Source organism: Bacillus sp. 22-7, assembly GCF_010628845.1.
GTDB lineage: Bacteria > Bacillota > Bacilli > Bacillales > Cytobacillaceae > Cytobacillus > Cytobacillus firmus_B.
The window spans coordinates 1-22,455 of record NZ_NJQY01000009.1; the positions used below are offsets into that span (position 1 = coordinate 1).

The following is a 22,455-nucleotide window of genomic DNA, read 5'->3' on the forward strand; positions in this document are numbered from 1 at the left end:
CCTCGCTTTATAATGTAAAGGCCCGAAATAAGGACAAAGACTAAGAACACCACGTCCTCCCAAAAGCTGCCGCTTTCGGTCGTGCGATGTATCGCTGCCGTAGCTTTCCTTGTCCAGTGGCAACGTCTCTGTGAGCCCAATTACTGTGGGCCTCAACTAACAATCAGTGGGGGATAAAAGAAAACCCCCACTGATTGAAGTTTTACTTTATTTTACCATTATGGATAAAATTAAAACAGAGATGTTAACCGGGACATGGTGAAATTTCATAAAGGGGTTCCGGCACAAAAAAAGCCGCTTTTTGGCGGCTTATTGCTGTGCGTTTTGTCTTTTAGTTGGATGAATAGCTTTTTCTAATTCCTCGGCGGCAATTGTCTGGCTGACTGTATCGGAATTCGGCTTCCCCTTCTGGCTATATCCTTTATCACGTTTTTGGCTCATAGGATTATCCCCCTTTTAATGGCTGCAGCAGAACATGAATTCGTCAGCTGCTTTCATCTAATAAGATGCGATAAAAAAGGGGGCATTATTCATCTAAAACTGTAATGCTATTGAACAGTTTGAGCATTTAGCCTGAAATACGTACTTTCAATCGGTCTGGAAAGATGTGGCTGAACAATTTTTACAGCTTCCATTAATTGGTCCAGATTAACATTGGTTTCAATTCCCATGCGCTCAAGCATATAAACAACATCTTCTGTTGCAGCATTGCCTGCAGCGCCAGGGGCAAATGGGCATCCGCCAAGTCCGCCGGCGGATGTGTCAAACCGGTCGACACCTGCCTGCAGGGCTGCAAAAATATTTGTGAGGGCCATTTTTCTTGTGTCGTGGAAGTGTGCAGTGATAAGGGTATTTGGAAACTCTGCTTTCAAACGGGAAAATAGCCCATATGATTCATGGGGAGCAGCCATCCCGATCGTATCTGCCACGCTTAATTCATCAGCTCCTGCCTCTGTAAATTGACGGCATAGCCCAACTGTATCTTCAGGATTGATGGCTCCTTCATACGGACAATAAAATGCTGTAGAGATGCATGCGCGGACAAAGTAGCCTTTCTCCTTCAGTTCTCCGATAATCGGTTTTAGTTCATCCATGCTTTCCTGAGTGGTTTTATTGATGTTTTTCTTGTTAAATGTATTGCTTACACCAACGAAAACGGCAACAGCCCGGCAATCAGTCATATATACTCTGTCAATGCCTTTGCGGTTCGGGGCAAGCACGATATCCCTTGTATCCGCACCAAGGCAATCGGCCGTAATTTCAGCTGCATCCCCCATCTGCGGGACCCATTTAGGAGACACAAAAGAAGTAAGCTCCAATTCTGTTAATCCTGCATTTTTTAAACTTTTAATAAAGTCTTTCTTAACCTCAGTCGGTACAAACGACTTTTCATTTTGCAGTCCATCACGCGGGCCCACTTCAATAATTGTTACTTTATCTGGAAATGCAAGCGTCATGTTTTCCTCTCCCGTTTCATAATTTAATTTTTAGTAAGCGTTTTCTCGGCGTCCTTAAATTTATTGTATTAGGAAAGTATTTTCGATTGCAAGAATAATAGAAATTTTGACAAAATAAAAGGAATTTTGATATCCCTCAACGAATATAAGCAAAGAGATGTTTTGAAAGGATGAGAGAGATGGCACAAACAGAAGTCGTAATAGTCAGCGCTGTCCGGACAGCAATCGGCAGTTTCAATGGAAGTCTTAAAGATGTATCAGCACCAGAGCTTGGGGCGATTGCGATAAAAGGCGCTCTTGAAAAAGCAGGTGTAACACCGGATCAAATAGATGAAGTAATCCTGGGAAATGTCCTGCAGGCAGGCCTGGGCCAAAACACAGCAAGGCAGGCAGCTCTTAAAGCGGGCCTTCCTGAAAGCGTTTCCGCAATGGCGATTAATAAAGTTTGCGGTTCAGGGCTGAAGGCGGTCCATTTAGCAGCACAGGCCATTTTGGCCGGCGATGCCGAAGCAGTGATCGCAGGCGGCATGGAAAATATGAGCCAGGCGCCTTACATACTGAAAAATGCAAGAAATGGCTTTAAAATGGGAGACCAAAAACTTATAGATTCGATGATTTCAGACGGTCTCTGGTGTGCTTTTAATGATTACCATATGGGAGTTACGGCTGAAAATCTTTGCTCGAAATATGAGCTGAGCAGGGAAGAACAGGACAAATTTGCCGCAGACAGCCAGGAAAAGGCGGCAAAGGCAATTGAAGAAGGAAAATTCAAAGATGAAATCGTTCCGGTTGAAATTCCTCAGCGAAAAGGGGATCCGATAGTTTTTGATACAGACGAGTATCCGAAAAAAGGGACAACTGCTGATAAGCTCGCAGGCCTGCGTCCGGCGTTTAAGAAAGATGGCAGCGTAACAGCCGGAAATGCGTCCGGGATTAATGATGGGGCAGCTGTATTGCTGGTTATGAGCAGAAAGAAAGCAGATGAACTGGGGCTTAAACCATTAGTGACGATTAAAGGAAATGCAAGTGCAGGTGTGGATCCAAGCATCATGGGCATTGGTCCTGTTGCCGCTGTGAAAAAAGCGCTTGAAAAGGCATCTGTTTCCATAGAAGAATTGGAGCTGATTGAAGCAAACGAGGCATTTGCAGCCCAGTCGCTTGCAGTTGACAGGGAGCTTCGTTTTAACAAGGAGATCCTTAATGTTAATGGCGGGGCCATTGCACTCGGACATCCGATCGGTGCAAGCGGAGCACGAATCCTTGTAACTCTTATTCATGAGATGCAAAAAAGACAGGCAAAGAAAGGCCTTGCAACTCTTTGCATTGGCGGAGGCCAAGGGGTAGCTACAGTAGTGGAGCTTGCATAGCCGTTTTTGATAATAGTCAGTAAAAATAAGTATTTTTTAATGAAAGGAGAGATTGAAGTGAAGAAAATTTGTACTTCCTTCAGTGAAGCGGTTCAGGAAATTCACGATGGTGCTGTCCTTATGGTTGGCGGTTTCGGTCTGTGCGGAATTCCGGAAAACCTTATTCTGGCTTTAGTTGAAAAAGGGGTTAAGGATCTGACAGTCATTTCGAATAACTGCGGTGTTGACGATTGGGGACTTGGACTGCTTTTAAAAAATAAACAGATTAAGAAAATGGTTGGTTCGTATGTTGGGGAAAACAAAGAGTTTGAAAGACAGGTTCTCTCAGGGGAAATTGAAGTAGAGCTGCTTCCTCAAGGAACACTGGCAGAGAAAATACGTGCGGGCGGCGCAGGCATTCCTGCTTTTTACACACCAGCTGGAGTAGGGACCCCAATTGCAGAGGGGAAAGAGACGAAGATGTTTGACGGCAAGGAATATCTCCTTGAAGATGCTCTGAAAGCAGACTTCAGTCTCGTGAGGGCATGGAAGGGCGATAAGATGGGCAATCTTGTTTATCACAAAACGGCCCGAAACTTCAATCCGATGATTGCAGCAGCCGGCAAAGTGACAATTGCAGAAGTGGAGACGCTTTATGAGATTGGTGAACTGGATCCGAATTATATTCATACCCCGAGCATCTATGTTCAATCACTGATTGAAGGGAAACAGGAGAAGCGCATTGAAAGACTGACGGTGAAGAAATAAATACCAGTGGCGGAAGGAGATGGTGTCATGAGTAACGATAAAGCGGCAGTACGCGAAAAAATTGCCAGACGGGCTGAAAAGGAAATTGAAAATGGCTTTTACGTGAATTTGGGAATCGGTATGCCAACATTGGTTGCCAATTATATTTCTGATAATAAGGAAGTGGTCCTGCAATCTGAAAATGGATTACTGGGCATCGGCCCGTATCCTGCAGAAAGTGAAGTTGATCCGGATCTGATTAACGCAGGAAAAGAAACAGTTACAGCCATCCCGGGATCATCTTATTTTGATAGCGCTGAATCTTTTGCAATGATCAGGGGCGGCCATGTGAATATTGCCATTCTCGGCGGTATGGAAGTCTCTGAAAAAGGAGATCTTGCCAACTGGATGATTCCCGGAAAAATGATCAAGGGAATGGGCGGTGCAATGGATCTGGTTCATGGCGCCAATAAAATCATTGTCATTATGGATCACACTAATAAAAATGGCGATTCAAAAATTCTTAAAGAATGCAGCCTGCCTTTAACAGGTAAAAATGTCGTTGACCGCATTATAACTGAGCGGGCAGTCATCGATGTCACCGAGTCCGGTTTGAAGCTTGTTGAAGTAGCTAAAGGCTTCACAATTGAGGATATTATCAATTCGACAGAACCCCAATTGCAGGTTGATGAAAACGTTGTAACAGAAGCATACTAATACATCTGAAAAGTACAGCTGCATGCTGTGCTTTTCATTATTTTCAGCCTAAAGAAAAGAGGAGAAAAAATGAGTTTTTCCTTTAAAGGAATCGACCATATCCAGCTGGCAGCTCCGAAAGGCTGCGAGGAGGAAGCCAGAAAATTTTACGGTGAACAGCTTGGCCTGAAGGAAATTCCCAAGCCTGAAAATCTTCAAAAGCGAGGAGGCTGCTGGTTTATTTGCGGAAATCAGGAAATTCATATCGGGGTGCAGGAGGGCTTCCTGCCTGCCAAAAAAGCCCACCCTGGATTTATTGTGGACAACCTGGAAGCCTTGAGAAGCAGTCTTCAAGAGCAGAAAATAACAATAAAGGAAGAACCTCCGATAGAAGGAAGAGAGAGGTTCTTTGTAGATGATCCATTCGGAAACAGAATTGAGTTTCTGGAATTTTTACCATAAAAGTGATTTAGCCTGCTCCTTCATGAATAATAAAATATGCTATAATAAATGGCAAAATCAGTTGATGAGGGGATTATATGAAAAAGAAAAAACACCATTCCCAGCCTAAGAAAGACGACAAACCAGTCACGCTAGGCGACATGCTGAACCAAGATCTGGTGGAGCAGCTGAAAGGGAAAAAGCAGGAATTAAAGGCTGCTGAAGATAAACAGAAGGAAGAAGAAGAGCGCAGAAAAAGAGAGGAAAGAAGACTGCGCGAAAAAAATAAAAGTTTTGAAGAACTGCTTGGAGAGAGCGATCTTAACTGGAAAGAATACAAATAACATTAAAAGAAGGGGCAGACTTTTCCGTCAGCCCCTTTCTTGTCTTAAATTATGGACTTTCGATCATCTATGCTGCGCATATTTATTTAGCTTTGCAATAGATTTAATGATAGCCAATTCATCTTCATTGAGAGGAATGGCTCTTGCTGCTTCTGCATTGGCTTTTACTTGCTCAGCCCGGCTTGCACCTGCTGTAATAGAAGCGACTGCTGGGTCCGCGAGATTATACTGAAATGCTATCTCATTCATGGTGCGCTGGTCTGAAATTTTTTCCCGTAGGCTGGTGAGCGTTTTTTCCAATTCAGCATAGCTGTAATCCAAATAGCCTTTCTCTTTTACCGATTCTGATGCTTTATCCAGCATTTTGTCGCTGAGCAGCCCTTTGGCCAGCGGTCCTCTAGTAACAGCACTGATGCCTTTTTGATTAAGAAGAGGCAGCGCTTCTTCTTCAGGACGCCGGTCTAAAATGCTGTATTGCATCATGACAGAAACAATGGATGATTTTGAGGTGAATTCCCGAATGACATTTGGGCGAATGGAGGAAATGCCATATTGGAGGATGTATCCTTCTTCCTTTAGTTCCTCAAATGCTTCAATGGTTTCATCAATCGGATCTTCAATTGTGCCGCCGTGAAGCTGATATAAATCGATATAGTCGGTAGACAGTCTTTTCAAGCTGTCTTTTACAGCTTCTTTGATATGGCGTTTAGAGGGGTCCCAGCTCCAGCCGTCTCTATTTTTATTCCAGCGGTTGCCGGCTTTGGTTGCAATGATCACCTGTTCGCGGACATTCTTTAAGGATTGTCCGACAAGCTTTTCATTTTCGCCAAAGTCGTATAAATCGGCTGTATCGAAATAATTGATTCCTTCTTCAAGAGCCGCTTCAATAATTTCCTGGGCCTTATAAGGGTTGGTGCCAATTGACATGCAGCCCAGCCCCAGCTCGCTTACGTACAAGTCTGAATTTCCAAGTCTTCTCTTTTTCAAGTACCCACCTCATTTGAATGTTTTCTATAATTGTACATAAACAAATGAGGCATACTCAAATTTAGAGGCTTATCATTTTATCGTCTAACGGGCAGTAAGACCCCCACTTCAAAACTAATATTAATCAGGAGGATAAGTTCAACTGACAAGCAGTGGGGATAAGGAAAACCTCCACTGATTGAAGTTCACTTTATAATGTTCTGAGATTCAACCCAGTCTTTTACAAGGACATACTGCCTGCTGTATTGTTTTAGCTTCTCACGGACTTCCCAGGCTTTGCCGGCCAGAATAATTCCCCTATTATGGACATACACCTTCATGCCAACTCCCCCTCATCAAGTATGATAAAATGTATGAGCAATCATTACCGGAATAGAACAGGAGTGACTGAAACAATGAGCCGCCTAGAAGAAAAAACACTTAAGACTGAAAAAATCTTCACAGGAAAAGTCATTAGTCTGCAGGTGGAGGATGTTGAGCTGCCGAATGGCAAAACATCGAAGCGGGAAATTATCAAACATCCCGGAGCAGTAGCTGTATTGGCAGTAACAGAAGATAATAAAATAGTGATGGTTGAACAATATCGAAAAGCACTGGACAAGATTATTGCTGAAATTCCTGCCGGAAAGCTTGAAGCAGGAGAAGAACCCAGCGTGTGTGCAGAAAGGGAACTGGAAGAGGAAACGGGGTACGCCTGCACGGAATTGGAATGGCTGATCTCATTCTACACTTCTCCCGGATTTGCCGATGAGCTCGTACATCTATATATAGCAAAGGGTCTTAAGAAAAAAGAAGATGCCGCTTCGCCTGATGAAGATGAATTTGTGAACCTTTTAGAGGTAACCCTTGAGGAAGCCATATCCCTGCTTGAGGAGCAAAAGGTTTATGATGCGAAAACTGCTTATGCAATCCAATATCTGCAGCTTCAAGAAGCGCTGAAAAAATAGCATGAAGCGGTTTTTTGCTGATCTTCATATCCATATTGGACGTACGTTTACGGGAAAGCCAGTTAAAATAACAGGCGCTAAATCCCTTACCTTCACTAATATCATCAGGCATGCCCGCAATGAAAAGGGGCTAGATATCATTGGCATTATTGACTGTCATTCTCCTGAAGTCATCCTTGAAATCGAGGACTTGGCCCAAAAAGGCTTTGTAACCGAGCATAAGGACGGGGGACTCCAATACGGAGATTTGACGATTATTCCCGGGTCGGAGCTTGAAATTTATGATGATTCCTGTAAAGGCCCTATCCATGTCCTTTGCTACTTTCCAACCCTATCCGCAATGAAGGATTTCTCTTCCTGGCTGACAGGGTATTTAAAGAACATAACATTAAGCTCTCAAAGAATTTATGCCTCAGGCAGAATGCTGCAGGAAAAAGTAAAGGAACTGGATGGGCTTTTTATTCCTGCCCATGTTTTTACCCCGTTTAAGAGTCTATTCGGGAAAGGCGTAGAGCGGTCGCTGTCAGAGGTTTTTGATCCTGATCTAATTGATGCAATTGAGCTGGGGCTTAGTGCAGATACGATGATGGCTGATCAAATAGCTGAACTTCATAGATATACATTCTTAACAAATTCAGATGCCCATTCACTAAAAAAGATCGCCAGAGAATATCAGGTTCTGGAAATGGAAGCACCTACATTTGCTGAACTGCACAAGGCTTTGGCCGGAAAAGAAAAATGCAGGGTTAAAGCCAATTACGGGCTGGATCCTCTACTCGGAAAATACCATCAGACTGTTTGTTCCGAATGTTTTGGCCCCTTTGATGAAGAGAATGGTAAATGCCGAAATTGCAATCACCACAAATTTATCAAAGGCGTGGCTGACCGGATCTCTGAACTAAAATCTTCAGGAGGATTGCCCGATGTACGGCCGCCTTATATTCATCAGGTCCCTCTTGAGTTCATACCAGGGTTAGGCCCGAAAATGCTCGAGAAGCTCCTGAATCATTTCGGAACTGAAATGGCCATTCTTCATGATGTTCCTTTCTCAGAAATCAGCAAAGTAATTCCTGAGAAAACAGCCATGCTTATTGGAAAAGCGCGTGAAGGAAAGCTAAACCTCCAGGCAGGGGGCGGAGGCAAGTACGGCAGAATTGTTGATTCATAAAAAAATAGAGCCCATCGAGGCTCTATTTTTTTAGCTGCTGACTTTAGCATAAATACAAGTATCTCTAAGCTCTTTTCCATCTGCGCTTAGACTGTCATTAATCAGGATTCCTTCAAGTGTGTACCCCAGCTTTTCGGGAATTCTCCGGCTGTTAATGTTTCTCGGATCACATCTGATTTCCACTCTGTTTGCTTGAAAATGCTCAAAGGCAAACTTCGTCAAGCCTGCAGCAGCTTCAGAAATATAGCCGTTCTTCCGAAACCTCACATCACCCCAATAGCCAATTTCGATTTTGCGGACATCCCAATCTATGCGATGCAGGCCAGTAGAGCCGACAAATACATCGTCTTCTTTCCTATAAATATGGATACGGAAATCTTCCCTTTGAATAAACTTGGCATAGGAATTGCGGATACCCGCCTCAACTTCATCAGCTGATTGTTCATTCTGTGCAAAAGGAAGCCATTTTTTAAGCTCGGCAGCTGAAGCTGACACAGCTTCATGAACAGTTTTTCCGTCTCCGGGCAAGGCGGGCCTCATATAAAGTCTTTCTGTTTCAATTCTTTCTGGAAACTCTATTAAAATCGGATCCATTTTCTCCAGCGCCCCCAATGATAATTTAAATAATTTTGAAAATTATAGCAAAAAAAATATGAAGTATTCAAGAACTTTTTTCATAATTGTGAGCAGCACAATTCTTTGTCATACAATTCCGGGACAGGCATACAATTTAATATCCAATTTGTTTTGTCTTAGGAGGATGAGCAATGAAGAAAAAAATGTACCAGAACGCCGCAGCAGCCCACTTTCGCGAACATTCCTCAATTTACTTATTTGTTATTGTTTTATTTCTGATGGGTGTGATTTTTGGAGCTATCGTTGTAAATAGCTTGAGTTTTACACAAAAAGAAGATTTATTTTATTATCTGTCTCAGTTTTTTGGACAAGTATCAGATGGGCATATTGCAGCAGCGGATGAATTATTCAAACAAAGCTTTTTCCATAATACAAAATTTATAGGATTGATGTGGATTTTGGGAATCTCCATAATTGGACTGCCAGTCATTCTGATTCTGTTATTTATGAAAGGCATGGTGGTTGGCTTTACAGTTGGCTTTCTCGTTAATCGAATGGGATGGGAAGGATTTTTACTTTCCTTCGTATCGGTCCTTCCCCAGAACCTGATCATCATACCTATCTTTATAATCGCCGCAACACTGGCTGTGTCTTTCTCTTTAAAGATGATTAGAAGACAATTTATGAAGAAAGCCGGACAGCCCATGATGCCTCTTTTTGGAAGATATATGATTGCTTTTGCTGTGGCCATTCTGTTTCTAATCGCTGCAGCCGGGGTAGAGGCATTTATCTCGCCTGTCTTAATGAAGTCTGTTGTTAGTTCAATCCAATCCTGATAATAATCATTGCTAAAGGCAGAGCTGCTGGCTCTGCCTTTTTGCTGTACGGGAAAAGGATAAAGATTATAATATAGGGTACATATAAAGAGGTTTAAAACTGTTTTAAAGAAAATTATAATTACTATTATATTAAATTCATTATCGTTTGTTATTTATAATTATTTTATTTTGAATGTGAACTTATTTCTGTTATAATGAGAATGTTAGTGGCGAGGGAGGGACTTTCGGTATGGAAAGCAGAATTGAAAGAATCAAAAAACAGTTGCATTCATCCAGCTATAAACTAACACCACAGCGAGAGGCAACAGTTCGCGTCCTGTTAGAACACGAAGAGGATCATTTAAGTGCGGAAGATGTCTACCTCCTAGTAAAAGAGAAATCGCCTGAGATAGGCTTGGCAACTGTATATAGAACACTTGAATTGCTGACTGAATTAAAAATTGTCGATAAAATCAACTTCGGTGATGGAGTTTCCCGTTATGACCTGCGTCAGGAAGGGGCAGCCCATTTTCACCACCATTTAGTCTGTATTGAGTGCGGAGCTGTTGATGAAATACAGGAAGATTTGCTTGAAGACGTAGAAGAAGTGGTTGAACGCCGCTGGAACTTCAAAATAAAGGATCACCGCCTTACGTTCCATGGCATCTGCTACCGCTGCCAGGATAAACAAACAGAAACCGAAGCAGATGAAAATTAATATGATTATTGGCAAAGCTTATTCTACATTAGAATAGGCTTTTTATTTTGGGTGTTTTCGAAGGGTTTGTTGCTTTTTGTATCTTATTTACTGAGTTGATTGAAGCGGAAGGTGCGAGATCCTCGAAAATGCATTCGCATTTCTTCATGCGGTGTCCGGGAAGCTTATTCAAAATCCCACGGTTCGCTGAGCAATCTGAGCGGAAATCAACGGGGAACATTTATTTGAGCTGTTTACACAAACAGAATAAGTGCCCTGAAGAAACACTATTTATGCAAATTCAGGTATAATTCTTGTCCAAAATGGCATACCTTTTAATAATAGAAAGCTGAATATCTTTCTTTTTTATTAAAAGTTATGGAGGACCAAACCATGAAATCCTGGCTGGGCATGGCTTTTCAGACCATTAAAGTTTTTGTGATTTTTACTGGATGCACAATCCTTTTTTATTATGGTATTATGTGGTTAAATGAAGAATACCAGGATTATCACCGCTATGACGAACCAAGGGGAGCGGCTGTTAAGGTGTCAGCGAGCGGAACTGATGAAGATAGGAGCTTGCTGGACCGGTTAATTCTTTTCTACTTAAACGGGGAGTAATGCTATCATATGGATGATCAGTTAAAAGACTTTATTCATTATTTACTTGTAGAAAAAGGCCTCGCCAAGAATACAATTATCTCTTATGAAAGAGATTTGAAAAGTTATCTGAAGTATCTCAAGTCGGAAGAGAAGCTTGCAAGCCTTGAGGATGTGCAGCGCATGCAAATTGTTCAATTTCTCGGCTTTTTAAAAAAACAGGGCAAATCCTCAAAAACTCTGGCCCGGCATATAGCCTCCATAAGGGCCTTTCACCAATTTCTGCTCCGCGAAAAAGCAGTTGGCCATGATCCTTCTGTCCATATAGAAACACCGCAAATGGAACGTTCGCTTCCAAAAGTATTAAACATGCAGGAAGTGGAAACTTTATTGGATTTTCCGGAGATTAAGGATCACTTTGGTCTGCGGGATAAAGCCATGCTTGAACTTTTATATGCTACAGGCATTCGTGTAAGTGAGCTGATAGGCCTGAACTCAGGTGATGTTCATTTAACGATGGGCTTTGTAAGATGTATTGGCAAAGGGAACAAGGAACGGATTGTGCCTATTGGCAAAACAGCTTCTGAAGCGCTTGAAAGGTATTTAACTGAAGGAAGAGGCAAGTTCGTTTCTAAAAAGTATAGGGATGAAGCTTTATTTTTAAATCATCACGGAAGACGTCTTTCGAGACAGGGATTCTGGAAAATACTGAAGCGGCTGTCCCAGGAGGCAGGGATCGAGAAGGAGCTGACTCCACATACGCTGAGGCATTCATTTGCCACTCATCTGCTGGAAAATGGGGCAGATTTGCGGGCTGTCCAGGAAATGCTTGGACATGCCGATATTTCTACTACGCAAATTTATACGCATGTAACCAAAACACGGCTTAAAGATGTGTACAGTCAATACCATCCGCGTGCTTAAAATAGAAAAAACCAAATGTCATAAAGCTGCCATAAAAATAGGCAGCTTTTTCTTGTCATTTTACCTGTTTATTAGGTAAAATATAGATGTCAGACTTCTGACAAATGAAAGGGCTATCCTTAATATGTTTTAAAATGCGGGAGTGGCGGTATACACCCTGGCTCCAACAAGAGAATCAGTGTTAAATAAACCTAAAAAGGGTACTATACGAATATGATTTTTGTAACCGTATTCAAATAATTAGGAGGTTTTTAAATGTCTGCATATACATATAAGCGTGTTTTTTTAATTGTCATGGATTCAGTGGGAATCGGAGAAGCGCCTGATGCCGATAAGTTTGGTGATAAAGGTGCCGATACGATCGGCCACATCGCAGAAAAAATGAATGGCCTGAAGATGCCGAACATGGGCATACTTGGTCTCAGTAATATCCGCGAAATCAAAGGAATCGAAAAAGCGGATAACCCTAAGGCGTTTTACACGAAGATGCAGGAAGCATCAAACGGAAAAGACACAATGACTGGCCACTGGGAAATTATGGGGTTGAATATACAAACTCCATTTAGAGTTTTTCCTGATGGATTTCCGGACGAGTTGATTTCAGAACTTGAAGCACGCACCGGCAGGAAGATTATTGGAAATAAGCCTGCAAGCGGAACAGAAATCCTGGTTGAACTAGGAGAAGAGCATATGAGAACAGGAGCTCTGATTGTTTATACATCAGCCGATTCAGTTCTGCAGATTGCGGCACATGAAGATATCATTCCAATTGAGGAACAGTATAAAATCTGTAAAATCGCACGGGAGCTGACACTTGACGAAAAGTATATGGTAGGCCGTGTGATTGCCAGACCATTCGTAGGCGAGCCGGGAAATTTCCAAAGAACATCAAACAGACATGATTATGCGTTAAAGCCATTTGACCGCACAGTAATGAATGAAATGGCAGATGGCGGACTTGATGTAGTGGCTATTGGGAAAATCTCCGACATTTATGATGGAGAGGGAATAACTGAGGCCATTCGCACAACATCAAATATGGATGGAATGGATAAGCTGATCGAAACGTTTGATAAAGAATTTACAGGCCTGAGCTTTGTAAATCTGGTGGACTTTGATGCATTATTTGGCCATAGACGTGATCCTGAAGGGTATGGAAAAGCTCTTGAAGAGTTTGATGAACGCCTGCCTGAAGTATTTGAAAAAATGCAGGATGGCGACTTATTAATAATTACAGCAGACCACGGCAATGACCCTGTCCATCATGGCACAGATCATACGAGAGAATACGTTCCGCTTCTTGTTTATTCAAAAGATATGGAAGAAGGAAAAGAGCTTCCGGTCAGTGAAACCTTTGCAGATATTGGGGCGACTATAGCGGATAACTTTAATGTGAAAATGCCGGCCTATGGCAAAAGCTTTTTGAACCAACTGAAATAATTACATTCTGAAATAATTACATTATAAATGCAGAAGAGGAGATTGAAAATGGATTACAGCAAAATTCAAAATGCGGCTGAATTTCTTAAAAATAAATATACAGGCCAGCCAAAGATTGGGCTGATTTTAGGCTCAGGACTTGGTGTATTGGCAGACGAAATCGAAGAACCGGTTAAAATCCCATACAATGAGATTCCTGATTTTCCTGTATCAACAGTAGAGGGTCATGCAGGACAGCTTGTATTTGGACGCTTGAACGGCATTGAAGTGGTTGCTATGCAAGGCCGGTTCCATTATTACGAAGGATACTCCTTCGATAAGGTAACCTTCCCTGTAAGAGTTATGAATGAGATGGGTGTTGAGAAGCTCATTGTTACGAATGCGGCAGGCGGAGTGAATGAAAGCTATTCTCCAGGGGATTTAATGCTTATTTCAGACCATATCAACAATATGGGCAGCAACCCTTTAATCGGTCCTAATGATTCCCGCATGGGTCCGCGTTTTCCGGATATGTCAGAAGCATATTCCAAAGAATTGAGGAAACTTGCCAGAGGACTAGCAGAAAAGCTGAACCTGAAGATTCAGGAAGGAGTATATGTCGGTAATACAGGCCCAACATATGAAACCCCTGCAGAAGTTCGTATGCTGAGAACAATGGGCGGAGATGCAGTCGGGATGTCAACTGTTCCGGAAGTGATTGTGGCACAGCATTCAGGCATGAAGGTACTTGGAATCTCCTGTATCTCAAACATGGCAGCCGGCATCCTTGACCAGCCCCTTAACCATGAAGAAGTAATCGAAACTACAGAAAAAGTCAAAGCTGACTTCCTTCGTTATGTGAAAGCAATTGTTAAGGAACTTGGTGCCTAAGCTTAGTAATTTTGGCGGTTATGCTGCTAACTTGGTTTAATAACTGAGTTTATTGGAGCGGAGGGTACTTGATCCTCGAAAATGCTATCGCATTTTCTTCGTGCGGTGTTCATTCGAGGGAGCTTATTTAATGCCCTGCGGGAGGAGAGGGGTCGGGAGACCCACAGGCGAAGCCGAGGAGGCTCCCGTTCCTCCCCCCGGAAAGCAAGTGCCCCGTGCTGAAATCAACGGGCTGACTTTTTAAGTAAAACAACAATCGATTAGACTAAAGCCATAGGAAATGAATAAATGAAAGTGGTGTTTGCTGATGAGAATGGTGGATCTTATTGAAAAGAAAAGAGACGGACTGGAGTTAACGTCAGAAGAAATTCAATTTGTCATTAAAGGATACACAGACGGTTCAATCCCGGATTATCAGGTAAGTGCATTAACAATGGCAATCTTCTTCCAGGGGATGACAGAGAACGAAAGAGCCAACTTAACTATGGCAATGGTAGAATCCGGTGATCAAATCGACTTATCCAAAATAGAAGGAATTAAAGTAGATAAACATTCAACTGGCGGTGTAGGTGATACAACAACACTCGTACTGGGCCCGCTTGTAGCTGCAGTAGGTGTTCCGGTTGCGAAGATGTCAGGGCGCGGCCTTGGACATACAGGAGGAACAATCGACAAGCTTGAGGCTGTTGAAGGATTCCATGTTGAGATAGAGAATGAAGAATTTATTAAGCTTGTTAATCAAAATAAAATTGCAGTCATTGGCCAGAGCGGGAACCTAACGCCTGCAGACAAAAAGTTATATGCACTGCGCGATGTAACAGCCACAGTGGACAGTATTCCTCTGATTGCAAGCTCGATTATGAGCAAAAAAATCGCTGCAGGTGCTGACGCCATTGTCCTTGATGTTAAGACAGGCGCCGGCGCATTTATGAAGACACTTGATGATTCACGTGAATTAGCAAAAGCGATGGTCCGCATTGGAAATAATGTTGGCAGAAACACAATGGCTGTCATCTCAGATATGAGCCAGCCGCTTGGTTATGCCATTGGCAATGCCCTTGAAGTAAAGGAAGCTATCGATACATTAAGAGGCGAAGGACCTGAAGATCTAACTGAGCTTTGCCTGACCCTTGGTAGCCATATGGTTTTCCTTGCGAGAAAAGCGGATTCATTGAAGGAAGCGCGCGAAAAATTAGAGAATGCTATGAAGGACGGTTCAGCTTTAGAAACATTTAAAGTATTCCTAAGCTCACAAGGAGGAGATGCGTCAGTTGTCGATGATCCGCAGAAACTGCCTCAGGCAAAATATACATTTGAATTAGAAGCTAAGCAGGATGGCTATGTTTCTGAGATTGTTGCGGATGAAATTGGAACTGCAGCCATGCTATTGGGAGCAGGAAGAGCAACCAAGGAATCAGAAATTGATCTGGCTGTCGGCCTGATTTTAAGAAGGAAAATCGGCGACCGTGTACAGAAGGGCGAATCTCTCGTCACCATCTGCAGCAATTTCGAAAATGTAGAAGAAGTAAGAACTATGCTTTATGAAAACATTACACTGTCCACTGAAAAAGTGGAGGCACCAGTATTAATTCATGAAGAAATAACTGAATAATACTGAATCAAGAAGCCGCCGGGGTGATATCCGGCGGCTTTTTTGCGTGGAGCTGACTGTTTAATTTCTTTTTAGTCTTACTGAACTGTATAAATTTTCTTTAACTGGAAAAAATGGAGGCTATAAAGAATGGAGGTATTGTGTGATGAAACGACTCGTCTCATTAATGTTAATAGCATTATTAATGGCAACAATCTTTGCTCCTTCCGGGTTTGCAAGAGAAAGCAGCGCAGATTTAGCGGATAATGTGAAGTCCGCAATTCTTATCGAGCGTGATACCGGTTCGGTATTGTATGAAAAAAACAGCGGTGAACAGCTTCCGCCTGCCAGCATGACAAAAGTCATGACCATGCTCTTAATTATGGAAGCGATAGATGAAGGAAAGCTGTCATGGGATGAGAAAATCCGGACAAGCGAATATGCGGCATCAATGGGCGGTTCGCAAATCTTCCTGGAGCCAGGTGAAGAAATGACCACCAAGCAAATGCTGCAGGGGATTGCCATTGGTTCCGGCAATGATGCTTCCGTTGCAATGGCTGAGAGAATTGCCGGTTCAGAAGAAGCTTTTGTTGAAATGATGAATAAAAAGGCAAAGGAATTAGGGCTGAAAAATACTCAATTCCAAAACCCTACAGGCCTGTCAGCTAAGGAACATTACAGTACTGCACATGATATGGCCATAATGGCCAAAGAGCTTCTTAAATATGAGAAAATAACTGATTTTACGGGCACATATGAAGCCTATCTCCGTGAAGACACAGATAAAAAATTCTGGCTGGTCAATACAAATCGCCTTGTGCGTTTTTATCCTGGTGTTGATGGCCTCAAAACCGGCTTTACCTCTGAGGCAAAATACTGTCTGACGGCAACAGCCGAGAAAGACGGAATGCGGGTTATAGCCGTTGTTTTTGGCGCACCGACTTCAAAAGAACGCAATGCCCAAGTGACTAAAATGCTCGACTTTGCATTTAGCCAATATAAGACACACCCAATGTACGAAAGAAATCACGTTCTTGGAAAAGTAGAAGTCAGCAAAGGCGAAAAGAAGATGGTTGAAGCCCTGACCAGTGAACCAATTTCCCTTTTAACTAAAAAAGGTGAAAGCATTAAAGAAATTGAACAGAAGATTACTTTAAATAAAAAAATTAAAGCTCCTGTCCAAAAGGGTGATCAGATCGGAACATTAACCTTGAAAAAGGATGGAAAAGTCTTAGTTGAAAGCCCTTTAGTTGCTAAAGAAGACAGCAGTGAAGCATCATGGTGGACATTGTTTAAACGATCAATGGGGTTGTTTTCAAAAACTGAATAAATAACCATTTATATTAGTCAGAGGGGTGTTTTCGCAAGGTTTGTTGCTATTTGTATATTATTTGCTGAGTTGATTGTAGCGGAAGGTGCGAGATCCTGGAAGCTTATTCAAAGTCCTGCGGGAGTAGCGGGACAGGTGAGACCCCACAGACGCGCAGCGTTGGAGGAGGCTCACCGCCCGCCCCGCGGTTCGCTGAACAGCCTTGAGCGGAAATCAACGGACAACACGGATAGGCGAATAACATAATTTAACGAAAAGGGTCTTGTCGAAAAGTGACCTCTATGATTATTATTTTTAGCGAAAATACACTAGTTTTGTCTCCAGGAAGGAAATGAAGCTCCAGGCATCGAAATTGACTCACTATAAGGGCGGATACCGGAAGTTTATAAGATTTCGGATTATCCTATCCGGAGGAAAAGCATGAGAATTAGCGGCTTTTTCAGTGCGGGTACCAGATAAGGAGGCTAAGATAGTGAGTCTTAACATTAATTTGGAAGTAAAGCATGATGTCTTATGTATTCGTTTAAGCGGGGAACTGGACCATCATTCGGCAGATGAACTGCGTGAACAGGCGACAAAGGCGATTGAAGATCATGACATCCATCATATTATATTAAACCTTGAGCATCTTTCTTTTATGGATAGTTCAGGGCTTGGAGTGATTTTGGGCCGCTACAAACAAATCAAACAGAAGCATGGTGAAATGGTTGTTTGTGCGATTTCTCCAGCAGTGCAGAGACTATTTGATATGTCGGGTTTATTTAAGATAATCCGTTTAGAACCGACAGAAGAAAACGCACTGCAAAGATTGGGGGTTGCCTGAACGATGAAAAATGTGATGAATCTCGAATTCAGTGCGCTTAGCCAAAATGAATCATTCGCCCGTGTCACTGTTGCTGCCTTTATTGCCCAGCTTGATCCGACAATGGACGAACTTACAGAAATTAAAACGGTCGTTTCTGAAGCTGTAACCAACTCCATTATTCATGGCTATGAAAATGATCCTAATGGGGTTGTCTATATTTCTGTCCTGATTGAAGATGGATTTATTGATCTGACCATTAAGGATAAAGGCCTTGGGATTATGGATGTGGAAGAAGCGCGGCAGCCGTTATTTACAACAAAACCTGAATTGGAAAGATCAGGCATGGGCTTTACCATCATGGAAAATTTCATGGACGAAATTGAAATCAAATCGCAGCCGGGAATAGGCACAGAGATCCGATTAAGGAAGCATTTATCAAATAGTAAAATGCTATGCAATTAAGGGAGTCTTGCTATGGATGTGGAGGTTAAAGCAGAGAAGGGCCAAACCTATTTAAAGGACAATGAAGTCAAGGAGCTAATAAAGCAAAGCCAAAGCGGAGATCAGGGTGCAAGGGACAGAATTGTTCAAAAAAATATGCGTCTTGTCTGGTCTGTCGTTCAGAGATTCTTGAATAGAGGATATGAACCTGATGACCTCTTCCAGATTGGCTGTATCGGCTTATTGAAATCGGTTGATAAGTTTGATCTCAGTTATGATGTAAAGTTTTCGACCTACGCGGTTCCAATGATTATCGGAGAAATCCAAAGGTTTATACGGGATGATGGAACGGTAAAAGTAAGCCGTTCTTTAAAGGAAATGGGCAATAAAATCAGGAAAGCCAAAGACGAGTTATCAAAAACGCTCGGACGCATCCCAACCGTTACAGAACTTTCCGAGTTCCTGGGAATTTCTCCTGAAGATATTATCCTTGCCCAGGAAGCAAGCAGGATCCCTTCTTCTATACATGAAACAGTATATGAAAACGACGGAGATCCCATTACACTGCTCGATCAGATTGATGATGGAAATGAAGGAAAATGGTTTGATAAAATAGCATTAAAAGAAGCGATCCGTGAATTGGATGAGCGGGAAAGACTGATTGTTTACTTGCGCTACTATAAAGATCAGACTCAATCTGAAGTGGCGGCAAGGCTTGGCATTTCCCAGGTGCAGGTGTCGCGTCTGGAAAAAAAGATACTACAGCAAATGAAAGACCGGATGGATATTTAAATCCATCCGGTCTTTCATTTTTTTATCCAACAGCCAATTATTGGAGTTCATGAAGCTAATATATGTAACTCATACTAAATATAGACACAAAAGCGAAAAGCTCCAAATAGGCGAATCAATTTCGAAGAGGATATCACTTTGTGGGAAGTGAGCATATTGGAAAAAACAGTTTATATTCGCTTGCGGCATCGGCTGCAAATACGGCCCAATCAGAGAATACTGCTAAAAGATATTGCACAGGTCATTGCCGATGACGGCATTTACGAAAAGCTTTGTGCACTTCCGCTTTATCAAGTAAGCGAGCAGGACCGGAATATTGTGGTAATTGATGTTATGAAGGTAATTAGGACCATAACCCAGTTATTTTCAAACATTGAAGTCCAGTCGATCGGGCCTGCTCAAGCGATAGTTGAGGTTGTTACAAAGAAGCGTAAAGTATCATTTCCTCTATTTCTGCTGGTTTGGCTGCTTCTGTTCGTAGGTGCTGCCCTCGCCATTATGAATTTTCATGAAGACGTGAGCATGCAGGCTGTACAGCTTAGAATTTACACTCTCATAACCGGGGAAGTGGACAGCAGGCCTCTCATTTTTCAAATCCCCTATTCGATTGGCCTGGGGCTTGGCATGATCATTTTCTTTAACCATGTTTTTAAGAAGCGGCTGAACGAGGAGCCAAGCCCATTGGAAGTAGAAATGTTCAATTATCAGCTTGATCTTGATAACTATGTTGCGTTGAAAGAAAACAAGGAGAGTATGAAGTATCTTGATGACCATTAATGTTGTCCTGGTAATGATCATAGGATTTGCAGGCGGGCTCGCTGTTGGTTCAGGTTTTGTTGCTTTCCTGGCAGTTTTGGGCATTATCCCAAGGCTTACCCAGTTGAGCAAAACGATGAAGATGATCCATTATTATGAAGCTGCAGTTATAATGGGGGCTTTGGCTGGTGCACTGGCAACTTTATGGAATCCGGTTTTCCACCTGACAGCCCTGTTACTAATACCCATTGGGCTTGCTTCGGGCATATTTATTGGCATGCTGGCAGCTGCTTTAACTGAAGTGCTGAATGTTTTTCCAATCCTTGCGAAAAGAATCGGAGTAGATGGAAAGATTGTCATTTTATTGATGGCATTTGTATTTGGAAAGGTGTTCGGATCACTGTTTCAATGGATTTATTTTGTAAATAAATAAGCAATCGGCTGGGCATATTTAAGAAAAATGAGGATTCGGAAAGGAAAAACTGCTATGGATGAACGGAGGCACGTCATTCTTATAACTGATGGCGACGATTTTGCAAGAAAGACAGTGGAGCATGTTGCGAAGGAAATCGGAGGAAGATGCCTATCTTTGTCGCATGGAAACCCTTCTGTCTTAAACGGTCAGCAAATCGTCAAGCTGATAAAAAAAGTCTCCCATGACCCTGTATTGGTTATGTTTGATGACAGCGGGTTTATCGGGGAAGGAGCCGGAGAGAATGCGCTGAAATATGTTGCGTGCCATAAAGATATCGATGTTCTGGGAGTCATAGCAGTTGCCTCAAAAACAAGACAGGCCGAGTGGACAAAAGTAGATGTATGTATTGATAACAACGGGGAACTGACTCCATACGGAGTTGATAAGTTCGGAGTACCTGAGATGGAAATTGGCAGAATTAATGGTGATACCGTTTATTGTCTTGATCAGCTTGATGTGCCGATAATCGTTGGAATTGGCGATATCGGAAAGATGTCTAAAAAAGATCATTATGAATTAGGTTCGCCAATTACTAAAAAGGCAGTAGAGCTTATATTGGAAAGGAGCGGCTATTATGGCACGAAACAAGACGAAGGATGATAAGACACCTATATTTGAGTCCGTCCATGAAATTGAAAAATATATGAAAAATAGAGTTGGCCTGGGAGAAAGCTTCGATCTGGGTGTCAGAAAGCTAACGATCTTAAGGAAGGATGTTCATTTCTATTATATTAATGGACTAACGGATACGAGTTATATCATTGCCATCATTGAGGGTCTGGTGGGGATCAATGACAGTGAAAAACTTTCCTCTAACCTTTTTAAAATCATCGAGAACAGGCTGAGGCATCAATCCATTGAGCATATTAAAACAATGGATGAACTGGTTGATCAGGTGCTATCAGGACTGATTGTCGTTGTGGGCGAGGGTGAGGGCGAAGGGCTTGTCATCGATGTCAGAAGCTATCCAGGAAGAACCCCGCAGGAACCGGATACTGAAAAAGTTGTCCGCGGCTCAAGGGATGGCTTTGTAGAGAATATAATAGTAAACACAGCCCTGACTCGCAGGAGGATTAGAGATGAACGGCTTCGTTTTGAAATCATGCGTGTTGGTGAAAGATCAAAGACAGATGTCGCCATTGGGTTCATTAAAGATGTGGCTAATAAGGATTTAGTTGATTTAATTAGAAAAGAAATTAAAGCGATTGAAATCGATGGCATTACAATGGCTGATAAAACAGTCGAGGAATTTCTTTTAAAGCAGGGATACAATCCCTTCCCGCTTGTTCGGTATACGGAAAGAGCAGATGTGGCGGCAGCCCATTTGCTTGAAGGGCATGTCATTATATTTGTTGATACTTCACCAAGTGTCATTATTACACCTACAACATATTTTCATCATTTGCAGCATGCAGAAGAATACAGACAATCGCCAGCAGTCGGCACATTTCTCCGCTGGATTCGATTTTTAGGTCTTTTGGCTTCAATCGTTCTATTGCCGCTATGGTTTTTATTTGTATTGGAGCCTTCACTCCTGCCTGAAAGAATCGCGTTTATCGGGCCAAATGAAGAAACGAATGTTCCTGTTATAGCCCAGCTGTTTCTTGCAGATGTCGGTATTGAATTTCTAAGAATTGCGGCCATCCATACACCGACACCGCTTTCAACTGCAATGGGCTTAATTGCCGCTGTACTTATAGGCCAAATTGCCATAGATGTCGGCCTTTTTGTTCCTGAAGTCATTTTATATGTCTCACTTGCTGCCATTGGAACATATACGACTCCAAGCTATGAACTGAGCATTGCCAATAAAATTTTACGATTGAGTTTGCTTGTGGCAGTTGCGATTTTCCATACACCAGGCCTGGTCGTGGGACTTACATTAATCATTCTTCTGCTCGCAAGCATCAAATCATTGAATACACCATATCTATGGCCGTTTATTCCGTTCAGTCCGGTTGCTTTATCCCAAATCCTGATTCGCCGTTCGATGCCTGGCTCTAAAATACGGCCAAGCATTGTCCAGACTAGAAATCGTTATAAGCAGCCTGTAAAATAAGAAATACGCGTAATGCCGATTGCTAAGATACACGAAATATGGTAAAGTTTTTTTAATTAAATAAAGGATTAAAGGAAACAGAATAGACAGTCTCTTGGGGTGCTGTCTATTTCTTTCATAAATTGTTGGGTCTCGGGGGCAAGACACC

The 22,455-nt window shown here is 42.3% G+C and carries 27 protein-coding genes; 22 read left to right on the forward strand and 5 right to left on the reverse strand.

Annotated features, from left to right (window positions below):
* Nucleotides 1–309 precede the first annotated feature (309 nt).
* The gene (locus CE058_RS25045; protein WP_258750987.1) at nt 310–441 is read right to left on the reverse strand and encodes a hypothetical protein; all 132 of its coding nucleotides are present in this window, start codon (nt 439–441) and stop codon (nt 310–312) included.
* Nucleotides 442–548: 107 nt separating this feature from the next.
* A complete protein-coding gene (locus CE058_RS07610; RefSeq protein ID WP_048008092.1) occupies nt 549–1,457 on the reverse strand; it encodes a hydroxymethylglutaryl-CoA lyase in 909 nt (302 codons plus the stop codon).
* Nucleotides 1,458–1,636: 179 nt separating this feature from the next.
* Between CE058_RS07610 and CE058_RS07615 the strand changes: the two genes are divergently transcribed.
* The 5 genes from CE058_RS07615 (at nt 1,637) to CE058_RS07635 (ending at nt 5,031) form a co-directional block, all read left to right on the forward strand.
* A complete protein-coding gene (locus CE058_RS07615; protein WP_048008093.1) occupies nt 1,637–2,824 on the forward strand; it encodes an acetyl-CoA C-acetyltransferase in 1,188 nt (395 codons plus the stop codon).
* A gap of 57 nt (nt 2,825–2,881) precedes the next feature.
* Complete coding sequence (locus tag CE058_RS07620; protein ID WP_048008094.1) at nt 2,882–3,571, forward strand: CoA transferase subunit A; 690 nt, start codon at nt 2,882–2,884, stop codon at nt 3,569–3,571.
* A 27-nt stretch (nt 3,572–3,598) separates the two neighbouring features.
* Complete coding sequence (locus CE058_RS07625) at nt 3,599–4,267, forward strand: CoA transferase subunit B (RefSeq protein WP_061793533.1); 669 nt, start codon at nt 3,599–3,601, stop codon at nt 4,265–4,267.
* A gap of 69 nt (nt 4,268–4,336) precedes the next feature.
* Nucleotides 4,337–4,708, forward strand: coding sequence for a VOC family protein (locus tag CE058_RS07630; protein ID WP_048008096.1), 372 nt, complete (start codon nt 4,337–4,339; stop codon nt 4,706–4,708).
* A 77-nt stretch (nt 4,709–4,785) separates the two neighbouring features.
* A complete protein-coding gene (locus CE058_RS07635; RefSeq protein WP_048008097.1) occupies nt 4,786–5,031 on the forward strand; it encodes a YqkE family protein in 246 nt (81 codons plus the stop codon).
* 63 nt (nt 5,032–5,094) lie between these two features.
* Here CE058_RS07635 and CE058_RS07640 read toward each other — a convergent pair whose 3' ends face one another.
* Together CE058_RS07640 and mciZ are read right to left on the reverse strand one after the other, a co-directional pair.
* A complete protein-coding gene (locus CE058_RS07640) occupies nt 5,095–6,018 on the reverse strand; it encodes an aldo/keto reductase (RefSeq protein ID WP_048008098.1) in 924 nt (307 codons plus the stop codon).
* 185 nt (nt 6,019–6,203) lie between these two features.
* On the reverse strand, nt 6,204–6,338 hold the full coding sequence (gene mciZ, locus CE058_RS07645) for a Z-ring formation inhibitor MciZ (protein ID WP_082138920.1): 135 nt from the start codon (nt 6,336–6,338) through the stop codon (nt 6,204–6,206).
* 75 nt (nt 6,339–6,413) lie between these two features.
* Between mciZ and CE058_RS07650 the strand changes: the two genes are divergently transcribed.
* Both CE058_RS07650 and CE058_RS07655 read left to right on the forward strand, forming a co-directional pair.
* Nucleotides 6,414–6,965: an NUDIX hydrolase gene (locus CE058_RS07650; protein WP_048008099.1), complete on the forward strand. Its 552-nt coding sequence runs from the start codon at nt 6,414–6,416 to the stop codon at nt 6,963–6,965.
* Nucleotide 6,966: 1 nt separating this feature from the next.
* Complete coding sequence (locus tag CE058_RS07655; protein ID WP_048008100.1) at nt 6,967–8,133, forward strand: endonuclease Q family protein; 1,167 nt, start codon at nt 6,967–6,969, stop codon at nt 8,131–8,133.
* Nucleotides 8,134–8,163: 30 nt separating this feature from the next.
* Here CE058_RS07655 and CE058_RS07660 read toward each other — a convergent pair whose 3' ends face one another.
* Nucleotides 8,164–8,727: a GNAT family N-acetyltransferase gene (locus CE058_RS07660; RefSeq protein WP_048008101.1), complete on the reverse strand. Its 564-nt coding sequence runs from the start codon at nt 8,725–8,727 to the stop codon at nt 8,164–8,166.
* A gap of 173 nt (nt 8,728–8,900) precedes the next feature.
* On the opposite strand from CE058_RS07660, the gene spoIIM reads away from it, so the two are divergent.
* The 15 genes from spoIIM (at nt 8,901) to CE058_RS07735 (ending at nt 22,307) form a co-directional block, all read left to right on the forward strand.
* Nucleotides 8,901–9,545, forward strand: a complete 645-nt coding sequence (spoIIM, locus tag CE058_RS07665; RefSeq protein WP_095244751.1) for a stage II sporulation protein M — start codon at nt 8,901–8,903, stop codon at nt 9,543–9,545.
* A gap of 232 nt (nt 9,546–9,777) precedes the next feature.
* Nucleotides 9,778–10,245: a ferric iron uptake transcriptional regulator gene (fur, locus tag CE058_RS07670; RefSeq protein WP_048008103.1), complete on the forward strand. Its 468-nt coding sequence runs from the start codon at nt 9,778–9,780 to the stop codon at nt 10,243–10,245.
* A gap of 372 nt (nt 10,246–10,617) precedes the next feature.
* Nucleotides 10,618–10,845 (forward strand): YqzK family protein, encoded by a 228-nt coding sequence (locus CE058_RS07675; protein ID WP_035330067.1) that lies wholly within the window; start codon nt 10,618–10,620, stop codon nt 10,843–10,845.
* A gap of 9 nt (nt 10,846–10,854) precedes the next feature.
* Nucleotides 10,855–11,748, forward strand: coding sequence for a site-specific tyrosine recombinase XerD (xerD, locus tag CE058_RS07680; protein ID WP_048008104.1), 894 nt, complete (start codon nt 10,855–10,857; stop codon nt 11,746–11,748).
* A gap of 255 nt (nt 11,749–12,003) precedes the next feature.
* On the forward strand, nt 12,004–13,188 hold the full coding sequence (gene deoB, locus CE058_RS07685) for a phosphopentomutase (RefSeq protein WP_048008105.1): 1,185 nt from the start codon (nt 12,004–12,006) through the stop codon (nt 13,186–13,188).
* A gap of 48 nt (nt 13,189–13,236) precedes the next feature.
* Nucleotides 13,237–14,058 carry a purine-nucleoside phosphorylase gene (locus tag CE058_RS07690; protein WP_048008106.1) on the forward strand — a complete coding sequence of 274 codons (822 nt, stop codon included), beginning with the start codon at nt 13,237–13,239 and terminating at the stop codon, nt 14,056–14,058.
* Nucleotides 14,059–14,365: 307 nt separating this feature from the next.
* Nucleotides 14,366–15,670 (forward strand): pyrimidine-nucleoside phosphorylase, encoded by a 1,305-nt coding sequence (locus CE058_RS07695; protein ID WP_163141783.1) that lies wholly within the window; start codon nt 14,366–14,368, stop codon nt 15,668–15,670.
* A gap of 145 nt (nt 15,671–15,815) precedes the next feature.
* Complete coding sequence (locus tag CE058_RS07700) at nt 15,816–16,979, forward strand: D-alanyl-D-alanine carboxypeptidase family protein (protein WP_048008108.1); 1,164 nt, start codon at nt 15,816–15,818, stop codon at nt 16,977–16,979.
* Between the two features lie 472 nt (nt 16,980–17,451).
* The gene (spoIIAA, locus tag CE058_RS07705; RefSeq protein WP_048008109.1) at nt 17,452–17,802 is read left to right on the forward strand and encodes an anti-sigma F factor antagonist; all 351 of its coding nucleotides are present in this window, start codon (nt 17,452–17,454) and stop codon (nt 17,800–17,802) included.
* Nucleotides 17,803–17,805: 3 nt separating this feature from the next.
* Nucleotides 17,806–18,246, forward strand: a complete 441-nt coding sequence (spoIIAB, locus tag CE058_RS07710) for an anti-sigma F factor (RefSeq protein ID WP_035330074.1) — start codon at nt 17,806–17,808, stop codon at nt 18,244–18,246.
* A gap of 12 nt (nt 18,247–18,258) precedes the next feature.
* Nucleotides 18,259–19,017 (forward strand): RNA polymerase sporulation sigma factor SigF, encoded by a 759-nt coding sequence (gene sigF, locus CE058_RS07715; RefSeq protein ID WP_048008110.1) that lies wholly within the window; start codon nt 18,259–18,261, stop codon nt 19,015–19,017.
* A 156-nt stretch (nt 19,018–19,173) separates the two neighbouring features.
* On the forward strand, nt 19,174–19,794 hold the full coding sequence (locus CE058_RS07720) for a stage V sporulation protein AA (protein ID WP_163141785.1): 621 nt from the start codon (nt 19,174–19,176) through the stop codon (nt 19,792–19,794).
* Nucleotides 19,784–20,206: a stage V sporulation protein AB gene (locus CE058_RS07725; protein WP_048008183.1), complete on the forward strand. Its 423-nt coding sequence runs from the start codon at nt 19,784–19,786 to the stop codon at nt 20,204–20,206. Before CE058_RS07720 ends, CE058_RS07725 begins: the two co-directional genes overlap by 11 nt.
* Before the next feature lie 54 nt (nt 20,207–20,260).
* On the forward strand, nt 20,261–20,848 hold the full coding sequence (gene spoVAEA / locus CE058_RS07730) for a stage V sporulation protein SpoVABEA (protein ID WP_163141787.1): 588 nt from the start codon (nt 20,261–20,263) through the stop codon (nt 20,846–20,848).
* Nucleotides 20,823–22,307 carry a spore germination protein gene (locus CE058_RS07735; RefSeq protein ID WP_163141789.1) on the forward strand — a complete coding sequence of 495 codons (1,485 nt, stop codon included), beginning with the start codon at nt 20,823–20,825 and terminating at the stop codon, nt 22,305–22,307. Before spoVAEA ends, CE058_RS07735 begins: the two co-directional genes overlap by 26 nt.
* Nucleotides 22,308–22,455: the final 148 nt, after the last annotated feature.